At 38.5% G+C, this 12,528-nt stretch carries 12 protein-coding genes; 8 read left to right on the top strand and 4 right to left on the bottom strand.

All coding sequences use genetic code 11. From position 1 onward, the window contains the following. The first annotated feature begins 388 nt into the window (after positions 1-388). The 7 genes from ACE1AT_RS21925 to ACE1AT_RS21955 all read left to right on the top strand — a co-directional run bounded on the left by ACE1AT_RS21925 (position 389) and on the right by ACE1AT_RS21955 (position 6,395). Entirely contained in the window at positions 389-1,516 is a 1,128-nt protein-coding gene (locus ACE1AT_RS21925; RefSeq protein ID WP_374872165.1) for a ParM/StbA family protein, read from the top strand. Between the two features lie 38 nt (positions 1,517-1,554). Further along, positions 1,555-1,965, top strand: a complete 411-nt coding sequence (locus tag ACE1AT_RS21930) for a hypothetical protein (RefSeq protein WP_374872167.1) — start codon at positions 1,555-1,557, stop codon at positions 1,963-1,965. Between the two features lie 12 nt (positions 1,966-1,977). Beyond that, the gene (locus tag ACE1AT_RS21935; protein ID WP_374872169.1) at positions 1,978-3,036 is read left to right on the top strand and encodes a cobalamin biosynthesis protein CobQ; all 1,059 of its coding nucleotides are present in this window, start codon (positions 1,978-1,980) and stop codon (positions 3,034-3,036) included. A gap of 149 nt (positions 3,037-3,185) precedes the next feature. Further along, positions 3,186-3,974: a DUF6753 family protein gene (locus ACE1AT_RS21940; protein WP_374872171.1), complete on the top strand. Its 789-nt coding sequence runs from the start codon at positions 3,186-3,188 to the stop codon at positions 3,972-3,974. A gap of 55 nt (positions 3,975-4,029) precedes the next feature. After that, positions 4,030-4,284 (top strand): hypothetical protein, encoded by a 255-nt coding sequence (locus ACE1AT_RS21945; protein ID WP_374872173.1) that lies wholly within the window; start codon positions 4,030-4,032, stop codon positions 4,282-4,284. 75 nt (positions 4,285-4,359) lie between these two features. Beyond that, positions 4,360-5,586: a tetrahydrofolate dehydrogenase/cyclohydrolase catalytic domain-containing protein gene (locus ACE1AT_RS21950; protein WP_374872175.1), complete on the top strand. Its 1,227-nt coding sequence runs from the start codon at positions 4,360-4,362 to the stop codon at positions 5,584-5,586. Then, positions 5,583-6,395 (top strand): glycosyltransferase family 2 protein, encoded by an 813-nt coding sequence (locus tag ACE1AT_RS21955; RefSeq protein WP_374872177.1) that lies wholly within the window; start codon positions 5,583-5,585, stop codon positions 6,393-6,395. Before ACE1AT_RS21950 ends, ACE1AT_RS21955 begins: the two co-directional genes overlap by 4 nt. 57 nt (positions 6,396-6,452) lie before the next feature. On the opposite strand, the gene ACE1AT_RS21960 is transcribed toward ACE1AT_RS21955, so the two are convergent. Then, positions 6,453-6,653: a hypothetical protein gene (locus ACE1AT_RS21960; protein WP_374872179.1), complete on the bottom strand. Its 201-nt coding sequence runs from the start codon at positions 6,651-6,653 to the stop codon at positions 6,453-6,455. 74 nt (positions 6,654-6,727) lie between these two features. Between ACE1AT_RS21960 and ACE1AT_RS21965 the strand changes: the two genes are divergently transcribed. Beyond that, entirely contained in the window at positions 6,728-10,681 is a 3,954-nt protein-coding gene (locus ACE1AT_RS21965; protein ID WP_374872181.1) for a hypothetical protein, read from the top strand. 151 nt (positions 10,682-10,832) lie between these two features. Here the strand turns inward: ACE1AT_RS21965 and ACE1AT_RS21970 are convergent, their stop codons facing one another. The 3 genes from ACE1AT_RS21970 to ACE1AT_RS21980 form a co-directional block, all read right to left on the bottom strand. Next, positions 10,833-11,570: a hypothetical protein gene (locus tag ACE1AT_RS21970; protein ID WP_374872183.1), complete on the bottom strand. Its 738-nt coding sequence runs from the start codon at positions 11,568-11,570 to the stop codon at positions 10,833-10,835. A gap of 92 nt (positions 11,571-11,662) precedes the next feature. After that, on the bottom strand, positions 11,663-12,055 hold the full coding sequence (locus ACE1AT_RS21975) for a hypothetical protein (protein WP_374872185.1): 393 nt from the start codon (positions 12,053-12,055) through the stop codon (positions 11,663-11,665). A gap of 149 nt (positions 12,056-12,204) precedes the next feature. Next, complete coding sequence (locus tag ACE1AT_RS21980; RefSeq protein ID WP_374872186.1) at positions 12,205-12,384, bottom strand: hypothetical protein; 180 nt, start codon at positions 12,382-12,384, stop codon at positions 12,205-12,207. Positions 12,385-12,528 lie beyond the last annotated feature (144 nt).

Raw genomic sequence — 12,528 nt, forward strand, 5'->3', positions numbered from 1 at the left:
ATGTCTATTTTGATTCTGTTAACAGGAGGCAAAAAAATATCCCCAAAATCATTTTTCAGACAATAATTTTGAGTAAATGTGTAGTAAGTTTCACAAACTGAAAAAATCAACGCGCTCATAATTTTGAGAAAAAAAGGATGTTTCCAGAGATTGGTAATGATTATATTCACGAAAAAAACACTGAGTAAAAAGTCTGTAAAACTTATGAGCAAGCTTTTTCAGCCATTGTTCAAGAATTAATTTTGGGGTGGAGGAATTTGGAGGAATTTGGAGGAAAATTACACGAAATTTAGCTCAGAAAACAATAAGTTATACTAATAAGTTACCTCCACTTCCCTCCAGATTCCTCCAGGTATTTCATACATGAGTTCATTTTTTTTATACTTTTATGACTGACAGTAGCCAAAAAGTAAGAACCGAAAAAAAATCTAGTTCCCTATTGATTTTGACTTTAGATTTTGGTGGGAGTACAACCAAAGGAATTTACACTAAATTACACCAAAATAATCCGGGATTGTTGGTGATGGAACCGGAAGTATTAAAAGTACCGTTGGAGTCAGTTGCTTCCCATTCAACAGAGACTTTGGGTACAACAGAACCGGAAAATATCGCATGGGTAAGCTATGCACCTGACACCTTTGCTGTGGGTTATTTGGCAAAAAATAACTACTACGCCAATGCTGGTTTGAAAGAGTTAAAGTACGAACGAGCGATCGCTAAAACTCTAGCAGCGGTTTGGGCTGTATCACAAAAGCTGAGATTAGGAGCAAGATTTCAACTGGCGCTTGCTTGTTTGTTACCACCAGGGGAGTTAGAAAACAAAGAAAGTTTTTTGCATCAACTTCAAACAGTACTTGGTAATTACACAACACCAACAGGAAGAATGGAGGTGGAATTGGTAGAATTCAAATGCTTACCAGAGGGAGCAGGAATATACCTGGCATACCAAAAGAAGGTAGGAGAGACTCTCAAAACAAAAGTGATCGCTCTTTTAATGGTGGGTTATCGCAACGCAAGTGTATTAATCAGCGACAAGGGTAGATTGGAAGCTAATGGCAAGACTTCGGATTTGGGGATGATTCGACTTTTAGAAACAGTAGTAGCAAAAACTTCAGGGCAAACGGTTTCTAGGCTTGCTCCGGCAATAGTAGCAGCAGGAAGCGATATATCTACCACACCCTTTATCCGATTGTTGAGAAGCACTCTTAACACTAATAGACAAAACGAGTTACAGCTTCTCCAAAAGGCGGTCAAGCTTGCCAGAAGGGAGTATACTGCTGCACTCACAAGTTGGCTGGATCAGGTGATTGATAGAAGTGTAGTAGATGAAATTCTTTTCTGCGGTGGAACAGCAGATTACTTGAGAAAAGAATTGAATTCACACTATCCCGGAACACCATGTTTATGGGGAGTGGGTGCTGATATACCCAAACAAGTAGATAAGTTTTCTTTGGGAAGTAGACTAGCTGATGTCTATAGTGTGTTTTTGTATTTTTCCCAACAGGTACAAAAATGATTTCTGCCTTAGAACACGAATGATATAGGTACAAGTTTATGGAAAGAATAGATTTTCGCTGGCGTTATCAGCCACGTAACGAACTTGATGCACAGTTGATGCAGTACATCCAAAACAATCAAATGACTAGTAAAACCGAGATGTTACTCTTAGCTTTGCGGTCATTTTGGCTACCTTATGCTTTATTAGAAGATTGTTCTGGTGACAAAGAAAAGATGCGGCGCATAGCACGTTCTGCGGTACAGACTTTGAGAAAACAAGCACAAGATATTGTGGGGTTAGTCGGCTTAGAAGAAGCCCCACAAACAATTCAATCTCCCAAGCCAAATGCGGTAACATCATTGCCTTATTCCAAAACACCTCAATCAAATACCCTGTCCCTTGATACTCTTCGCCATCTTGCTGGGGAGAATGATTATGACGATGCAGGATTGGTTAACTTTTTATAAAAAACAGGAAATATGAAATTTAGACAGAGAAAAAGAGGTAGACCCAAGAAAAACGTCAAAAAATTTTCTGCTCTTGTACCATTATCTCCATTAGAAGAATTGAAAAAGATGCAGCCACAAACCAATTTTGACTACAACTCACAACCAGAAACGATTGATGAAAGTCTTCACATCGAAATTAATGATTTGGGATATGAGTTTGATGGTGAATCAAGTTCAGAAGAGCTTTTTAATGAAGATAAAGATAGCGTTGCTGCTTCTGTGCAATCGGAAACTACTGCGACAGAAGCTGAATTGCGTGTTGAGCAAGAGCTTTTTCAAATTCCACTACCATTAAAATTTGCTAATAATAAGGAACAAAAAATATCTACTAAATCACCTACGACCATCCATCTTATAGATGGTGAAAAAGGAGGTTGTGGAAAGTCGTTCTTGTCAAGGGCATTTATCGAGTATTGTATTTCGATAGGGTTAGATACAACGGTTGTAGATGCAGATATCAGCAACAAGGACATTAGCAAAATTTATTCTGGTGTTGAGACTGCTTTTTTTAGTGATGATGAAAAGCAAGCTCAACAAGCAGACAAAATCTTTGATTTAGCTTTTGAAAAATCGGTGATTGTGAATCTACCTGCTCAGGTTTACACGAATGTAACTCAATGGATACAACGCAATGATTTGATTGAGTTGGGTAAGGAGAATTCAATTACTTTTGTGAAATGGTTTGTGTGTACTGGTGGGGTTGATTCGGTAAATTTCTTTCTGGAGTCTTTGGAAGATTTAGGTAATCAGATGCTCCATGTATTCGTAAGAAATTGGGGTATGTGCGACGACTGGAAGTATATAGATGAAATGCCAGAGTTTATAGCAGCTAAAACTAAATATAATTTCACTGTGATGGACTTACCCAAGTTTCCCTTCTGGGAGCGTAACCAGGTTGATAGATTAGGAGCAACTTTTGAGGATGCTCTAGCTCACCATGAGTTGGGGGTGGTATCAAAGCAGAGGGTGAAGAATTTTCTCAAACAAGCATATGCAGCGTTTAAAGAAACAGGGTTAGTTAGGGATTGAGCAAAAATAAGTTGGTCAGGCTTATATTTATTCAACTCATTTAAAATTCCTCGTGGAGGGGGCAGCGCCGTACCCGGCGCTGCCAAGCCTGACCAACTTATTCCTGCGCGGGTGCTTAGATGAAACCTATTTTTTTGTGGACAATGTAAATGAGTGAAACTAAAGTAGATAAAAACTCTCAAACCACTACTGCTAGCCAACCAAAGTCGGCAGATAAATCTGTAGATAAATCTGTAGATAAATCTGTTAGTCCTAATGTAAATAAATTACTGTCCGAAGCTTTAGAGGGAAAAAGTGAAGCTTTCAAGCGACAGGTAGTGGATTTTGCTCTGAGTTGTGGACTATCTCAAGATGACCCCTTGTTTTTGATATTGATTGCTACCGGAAGGCTGGAAGCAATGCTAGAAAATGCACCCGACACGTTGCAAACACTTTTCCAGCATTGGAACCAAGATTTAGTTAAAACTTTAGAACTGGTAGAACAAGTAACAGTCGAGCGACAGAAAGTAGCTATAGAGCGTTCTGCCTATGCTTTAATTCACAAAACGCTGTTACAAGAAGGTAAGAATATTCTGACGAGTGTGACTCCTGCCACTATCTTGTTGTTGTTGATCTTGGGCTTTGGCTTCATAATGGGCTTGGTTGTGCCTAGTTGGATTACTAGTCCGATTATGGGAATGTTAGGTGGGGGATATACACAGGTGCAGTCAAGCTCCTTAACTTGGAAGGAGTTGGAAGCGATGAAGTGGGCGACGTCAAAGGAAGGGAAATTCGCCAAAGATTTAATTAATTGGAACAGGGGGTATCTAGATAATGGAGATTGTATTAAGGACACCCAAAAGTTAGGTGTTGTTCTTTCCTACTATGAACGCAAAGCTAAGTCTGGTCATTGTTTGATTTGGGCTGTTCCACCCGAAAAGCGCAAGTTTGTTGAGTGAACGCAAACAATAATTGTTAGCTGACATCAACGTAATCAAGGAGAATTAGCCGCTTATGCCGAAATATGTTTGTAATTTAACTGGTGATAGTAATTGGCATAAAACTAAATCAGAAGTGGAGGCGAGAACTTTTGATACTGAATTAGAAGCTAAAGAATGGTTTCAAAAACAATGTCCAGATGGAAAAGTTGAATTCACGGAATTTCAGAGAACTCAAAGATTTATGACTAGCTGGGTCGATTGCAACAATAAAAGTTTAGGTGAAATAAATAAAATACCAAATTCCGGAGAAAAATTTTTTACTAGCTAATAATTAACAATCAGATGATTAGGAGAATCATTCTCCTAATCAAATATCACAATTATCAGCCTAATCAAATATAAAATGGGATTAATTGATGGCAATATAATCAAGGAATATGTCAAAAATGAATGTAAAAAATATCAAGAGCAATTACAAGGTACAGAAATTACTATAGTTAGATTTAACCCTCCAGCTTATTTACTAGCAGAAAACCAACAGCTATCAGATAGAGATAATATAAAAAAGGGGATGTATAAAGCAGCTTTAACGTCAGAAAATCAAAAAGTAGCCACATTTGAATCAATAGGAGTAAAGGTTAACCGCGAAATATTATCGCCAGAGACAACTACAGTAGAGCAATTTGAAAATATTCTCCAACGAATTAATCAATCGGAGCAAGTAAAAGCTGCGATAATTCAATTTCCTATACCAGCAGAATTTGAAGATTCTATTCAAATTTTATCCCCAGAAAAAGATATTGATATAGTGCGAGAGTCACCTAACAGCTTATTCAATGCACCTGCCACATCTGAAGGTGTAGCTAGAATAATTGAATGTTACGCACAACCAGATTCTAATGTTGCAGTAATTGGAGGAGGTGGGTTTATAGGTAGTGGCGTTATTAATTATTTAGAATCAAAAAACATTAATTGTTTTGTAATTGAATATGGCGACGATTTATCTAGAACAAGAGAAGCAGATATAGTTGCGACAGTAACAGGCGTACCCGGTTTAACAACAGCCTATGTTCTTGGCCAACACAGGCTAGTAGTCGATAGTGGATTTTTCCCTGGAGAAACGAAACAAGACCTTCCTAAAGGTGATGTTGACCGCAGTGCGTACAACATTCCTCAAAATATCACTCCTGTCCCAGGTGGCATTGGACCCACAGAGATGGCAATTTTAGCAGAACGTTTCGTAAAAATGGAACTGAGAATAGAATTACCCAAGTGGAACTATCAACAATTGCAGCAAGAGCAGCAACAACGTGCCACTGTTCTTGCTCCTATTGCTATAACTCTATTTCAGCAGCAAACAAAAGCTTACCCTGAATCAATTCGCCGCCCTAAAGAAAACTTGGAAGTACTGCAAGGCAATCACTACAAACTAAGTTACAACCGGAATACACAGGCACTTTCTCTTTCTAGAAGCAATGAAAATACAACTTTAATCAAAATAAACCTTGTCAATAACCAAATTGAAATTGCTAGGGGATTAACAGCAGAAGATATGAACAAATGGCAGCAAATCCAAGCTTTGATAAATTCACCACGACAATACCCAAACGATAGAAGTTTTGAACGATGAAACTCTCAATTATCACAGCAACATACAACCGCCCCCAACAATTACTATCTACCGCATTGCCAAGCATTCTCAACCAAAGTGATCGCAACTTTGAGTGGATTGTAATCAACGATGGTGGGAATATTCAGACACGAGACATTATTACTGGTATCAAAACAGATTTACCCATTATCTATTTGGAAATGGAACATCCCAGTAGTGGTTTTGGCTTGTGTCACGCTCGTAATTTTGGACTGGATGTAGCGACAGCAGAATTAATCACCTATCTAGATGATGACAATAGCTTCTATCCGGAATTTGTTGCCACAGTACGCGAATTATTCCTTTTTTCTCCCGAAACTCGCTATCTAATGAACCGCCAGTACCGTCGTCGCAATGTTGTTAACAATGGCAAGATAATCCGTACTGGTAAACCATTTGTCTCACCCAGTGCCAAGTGTGACATTCAACAATTGATACGGCACAAAGAAATATTCGACAGCAATGGTTTCGCTCACTACCGCAGGGATGCTCCTAGATGGAACCCTGTTTTCAAAGTATTCGCTGATTATGAATATCTACTGCAATGTGTTGGAATATGGGGTAAAGACGCTTTCAAGTTTAACGATTCGGTGCTAGTTAACTATATTCAATCTAGTGAAGGTATTATCGGCAGTTCTAGTTACAACCAATGGGCAGAGGAGCTAACATTAATCTGCCGCAGGTCTCACCATTATCCCACTCTACAATCAAAAGATGTAGAATCTTTGAACAAGTTAATTGCTGGCTACCAAGGCAGAGCAAATATGTCAGCACCTGCTTTCGTCTAAATTGAAGTTGTCTGAAAAATAAAAACTTTTGTACTAATGCTGGAAATTAGTATTTAACTAAAATTCTATATATTCTTTTTCAGATAACCCCTCCTCTCTAACTATGCGCTTTATCTCTTCAATATCTTTTTTGAATTCCTCCTCATCAGGGTCGTAAAAATAGTCAACATCTACATGACCTTCGGTGATGAGTTCTTCTGAAGTCATTCCATAAGAAAATTGATTGATGGTAATTTGTGAATTATTAAGATTAAGCATGATTGTTCACGAAGAAGATGTGCATATGAATTCTAATTGTAAAACCTTTTTGAATTTATGAACGATGAAGTTATATGGCTTTAAAACTCAATCATTTCGATACAAAAACTAAGCAAGATACACTCATACAAGAAAAACTTGAGAACACACTGGCTGAATATTTATTTCCAGGCGTTAAGTTTAGCATTGGTACAGCTTATCCTGAAGCCACAATACCAGAAGATTTGTCAGAACATAATGGGATGAGTTTACAATTCTCATCTGGTAAGAGGATGTTCTTTGCAAATGACCCCAACATCCGCCAGCAGCTTTACCCCAATCCTTCAGATGGAGCAGCTTATCCGTTACCTTTGACACCATGTCGGACTTTTCAAGAATTGCGAAATGTGAGAGTCCTAGTAGTTGACGATACGACGGGAGAAAACGGTGGTGTGATCGCCAACAACGATGCTAAAAAGTTAGTTGGTGATTGTAAGGGTTTAATTGATAAAGATTTTGCTGTTTCTAATAATATAGAATCGCGTCCCTTTCAGTTCCGTCTTGGTATCAGACCACAACAAGAAAGTCCAGTGATGCGAATTGCTAAAGGTACGCTTGCACCTGCAAGGTTAGATAAATTTGGAGAGTCTTTTTTTAGGATGGGCGGTAGTGCTAAAATCAGCACTTTGCGTACTAAAACTGGCTACGACATAGTGCTGGCAACCTCTTCCTTCAAAGGGAGAAAAGGAGAAGATGCCATTCAACCAGGGGAATATATGCTCACTGTTGGTTTGGGTGTCAAAGCAGTGGCTCAATATCGGGAACACAGTTTAGGAACGCAGATTTTAGTCAACTATCCTAAAGCAGTACAGCAGGAAATCTTGCCAATTATTAAACAACAAGCAGAAAAACTAGCTAGTGACCAAAAAGACCCTAGAAGGTTGGCACTACGATATATTGAAACTTACGAGCGTCGTAAAGCGCTCAGGGCGAAACACGACGAAGCTTCATTAGATACTTTAGAAGAAATAGAAAATAAATTTTCTATATTTGATAGTTTAGACTCTGGTGGTGAAACTGGAGAAATTGAAGATGGTGAAGATAATAGTACTCAGCAAAAAGATTTATTAATTTATTCTTTATTAAAAGCTGATTTGTCGGGTTATTGTCAACTAATCGAGCATCCCAAAATTATAGCTGAACTTCAAGAGTTTGCTCGAAAACAATGGGTAGAAATTGCTACTGGACGCTCTATCAAGTTTACATCTGGTCTTGCTCAACCAAGTTTAGATTTAAAGTTAAACGAAATTTGTATACCTTATATAGCAGAAGGCGAAGAAATTATAGTGACTCGTTCGCCATTAATTAACTCGAATGGCGTGATTACTTTAAAAAATAAATATTTACCAGAAATGTTAAATGGATGCGTGTACATACATCCCAAAACTGCAATGGATAATATGCAGTGTGATTTTGATGGCGACCTCCTGGCTTTTGCTCCAAGTAAAGATTTTCCAAGACTGTCCGCAGAAGTCAAAGAAAAAATTCTACCATCAAATCGTTATCCTGATATAGTCAAAAAAACTAAAGTTCCTTATCAAGGGACATTTGAAGAAATTGCTGTATCGGCAATGGAGAATAAGATTGGAATCATTGCCAATGATATTCAAAAAAATATCGCACTGCAATGTGAAATTGATGCAATGCCTCAAACAGAAAAAGCTGATTATCTCAAAAAAATATTAGTGCATTTAGGTAAAGTGGTAGTCAGACATCAAAAAGGTAAATTGCAAATACCGGATAAGACATTAGACCAAATATATAAGATTACCCAAGTGCAGGCTAGGGATGAGAATGAAAAAGCAGGGGGGCAGGGAGCTCTTAGCAGGGGGAAATCACTCACAAGGGGTGAGGTTTCAATCAAGGGGGAAAAGGAGCAAGGGAGCTTTCACCCACAAGGAGTGAGGTTTGTACCTTTAGTTCCCCCTGCCCCCTACCCCCTGCCCCCTGCCTCTTATCAAATAGAACAACAATTGCAGTCGTTTAAAAAAATATTGAAAGATTGTGTAGCTGAACTTGGGAATGAATTACAAGTAGCTACTGATGGTCCCAAAAGTGCATTGCGACCCCAGGACTCAATTATCCAATACTGTCAGGCTATATCAGCTTATAAAGAAGTAGAGTGGTTGAACGACAAGAAAAAATCAGAAGCCTTTACAGATAGGGGTATGAAGACCAATGGCTATAGCCCTATTGATTTAATGATTAAGCAAACAAATCAAATCTTTGAGCAGTGCAAACTAATAGCTAGACCTATTGAACAATTTAGAAGCTTTTATCCAGAATTGGAGTTTACTTCCTCACAGAAAGAATATGCTCAATCAATTAAGAGTAATTATAACTCCGTCGTCAAGCAGCGTCTTGAACTAGAATCAAGGAGAAAAGTAGAACCTGGGCCTTATATAGTCATTGCTTCTCCATTAAGTGGAAAAAAGCTAGAAATTACTAATTTAATTAATTTTGATCTAGCAAAAAATCCAGAATTCTGGAAAGCATCAGAACTCAGTATTAAGATTTCGTTGAGAAAGCCAACCCAAAAAATACCACATCCTTTATTGGCTTGTATTCAACATAAAACTTCTGCGGGTAAACAGATAGATATCCCGATTGGCACAATTAGCATGAAGTCTATGTCCGAACACGATCTCAAGCCCGGAATGTCTATCAAACAGGGTAAGGTTGAATTTTATTTTGGTATTAGTGATGGCATGATAGATGCTTTAAAGCAGCAAACCAAAGAATATCTGGAATCCGTAAGAAATAATACTCCAGAAGCAGAAAGGTTACAGCTAGCAGCGGCTATTCATGATGTGAGCCACACTGAAGAAAAATACGGTCAGCGCCGAGCTAGTGTAGCGTTCGCTGTTTTCCCAGAGTCGATAGAAAATCAACTTAAGCAGTTGCAATTTACTCAGATGAAGGTAATTGGTACTCAATTTAATGAGTATGCCAACAGAGATTTTAAAGGTGAAAAAGTTGCAATTAAGTTTGAGAATGGCCCTCATCCCCGTGAGCCAACTCAGACTGCTCGTTGGGTAATAGTAGAGGGTAAAAAGCTTGGTACACTTGATGCTCGTTCTCCCCATTTATTGCCTGGATGTGAAGCGATCGCCAATATTACTTCCTCTGACAGCACTAGTATTATTGTCACTAGCTTAAAAAATCCTGATAATAAGTTACAGATTGATGGTGTTGATAAATATGCTTTTGCGAATCGTCAATGGCAAGGAGAGAAAACTAATATAACTATTGACTTGCGCCAGACTAATCCACGTCAACCACCGAAAGTATTTGCTTTGGTAGGAGACAAAGTATTGGGAATTTTGAATAAGCAATCAGTAACTTTTTTACAACAGAGACTAGCAGAGATAGGCAGACAACTTCACGGCTTTACTTTCACGGGTACTGTTAATCATGCTCCTGCTAGTTATGCTGATATAGTCATTGACCCAACTACTGTCAAGTATTCAGATGTTGAAAGCACACAACAGCAGGTTGATCAAAAAGACCACAAACGAGTTGCCACAGTCGTATTTTTTGAAGCACCCGTCGAGCGATCGCATACTAGTAAAACCGAACAGGTGATGTGTAATATGGTTAAACGTGCTGTTAACCGTGCAATAGAGCTTGGCTGTGATACAGTCCATTTCGTAAATGCTTCGCCCTACAAGTCAGATAGCCCCTCTGTTGTTGTGCAGACAATTCAGGATCTCGCGCGATCGCGTCGCGATATCAATATTGAGTTATCTGCTGCAACGTCAGTAAAAAATGCAATGCAACTTTTGGAGCAGCCGAACGATATAGTTATTGGCATCGGTAGTATAGAAACAGCCCCAATCATTGACTATGCTAGTTCTTCAGGAAAAGCTGTAGTAGCGTATCTTCCACAGACTGGAGAGTTTGAGCGGCGCAATTTACCCCAGATCGAAACTGCGATTCAAAAAACAGTTTCAACAGCTAGAAAAGACTTAGAGCAGGAACGCGCCTAAAGCGATCGCCTGAAAAAAAATTTAACTCACTCCGCCTGTGGGGAGTGAGCCAACAAAAGAAAGACTAGAAGTTAAAGATTGCTAGACTAAGTTTCAAGACAAGAACTAATGAACAAGTGTATTAAAGAATTATTATTCCGGTGAAAATTGATTAAGAATTATTGACAAGATTGAATAATTTTTGTTCGAGTAAGGATTCGTCAATTGGACAGTTTGGGATCGTTACCATTCCAAATATCGGTGGAACAAATACCTCTATAGAGTAGGGATAATCGACAAGATAGATTTCCCGGTAGGAGTTAGTGTGGTCAGCTAAATAGATATCCCAAGGTAGGGGACGTGTAAGAAGCTCTGTGATAAATTGGTTGGAGTATTTTACTGTTTGGTAATCAGACCACATTTGAGCTAATATTTCTTGAATTTGCGGACTACCTTGCCATAATTGAGGTGGATTTTGATTGATTATCTCTAGATTAATATCTTGATAATCTTCAAGTGCTTCTTGATATGATTGCTCTTGTTCGGTTAGTAGTGATGAGTAGAATTGTTGTTGTTCAGAGTACCAATCTTCATTACAAATAATATTATGTTCTTGGTTTACATCCAATATCTGTTTGAAAGATTGTACTCTTTGTTGAGTTTCTTTATCGATATCTTCAACATGCCAAGCCAGTCGGTTGTCATGCCCGATAAGGAGCAGTTGCAGCCAATTGTACCAAGATTGGGCATCCATTGCGTGTTGTTGGAGACATAAATTCCCACCAGTATGTTTGTCAAATGGGGGGACGTGAAGTCCGTCTTGTAGTAGAATCCAAAAGGCAAAATCAATTTGGCTACTATTGCCAACTCGGATATGTCCGGTAGTTTGGTTTTCGCTCTGGTTTATCATGATAAAAACTGTTGTTAAAGACGATCATTACAAACAGGAGATAGTGAATCAACACGCTAGAAGATTACTATCTCCCTATTATCTAGGTTAGATTAGTTGCATTTAACTGTGAGTGGTTTTCGTAACCAATATCGATATACACCTGATAGGCTGATGTTGTAAGCTTCTCCTGTGATACTAGCTCCTTTTTTGATGCTGTCAAATATCTGAATTGTTTGGTAATTGGTAGTAGGGGGAATAACGCCTTGGAAGATGTCTCTGTTTTCTCCAGATGCTACTAGATTGAATTTCACCCCATTAATTGGTGGTTTATCCTCGCTAACAATTACTTGCCATACTATCCTGGTTTTTCCTTTAATATGGGAGCATTGGATAATTCCCAATGCTCCTCCGCTAAGGTTATCTCGATTTGTTCCAGCAATTCCTGGAAATTGAGGTAACAATAAGGTGATCATGGTTGCTGAAAGAAGTAGCTTTTTGAACACGAGAATTTCTTCGATTACGAATAGTTCACTCGTATTCCTGCGTAAGCAGCTCAACTACTGTGCAAAAATAAATAATAGCTAGTTAAAAAATAAACCACTCTAACAAGAGTGGTTTATTTAATGGCTTATTTTTGAAGTGTTTGTTTTGGCTAAAATTCCTCCTCTTTTATTTCTTCAATCGACTGATTCATGAATCGTTTTTGTTGCTTTAGTTTGGCAGGTCGATATTCAGAATCTCTAAGAACTGGCATCACAGCTTCTTTGACTGCTTGCTTGGCTTGTAGGTAGAGAAACTCTGTCACCCTTTCGGAGTTTTCATCTTCATCCACTTGCAATACGGTTCGGTTAAGCTCTAAGCTGTATTAATTACAGAAAAGGTGAGTGTTTGAATTTTAGCTCCTGCCCCTTTATGTATCGGTTTCTTGGAGGGAAATTTAGCCCTAGTTTTTTTAACGACTCGCGGGTTACTTCTT

The organism is Pelatocladus sp. BLCC-F211 (assembly GCF_041928655.1).
GTDB lineage: Bacteria > Cyanobacteriota > Cyanobacteriia > Cyanobacteriales > Nostocaceae > Pelatocladus.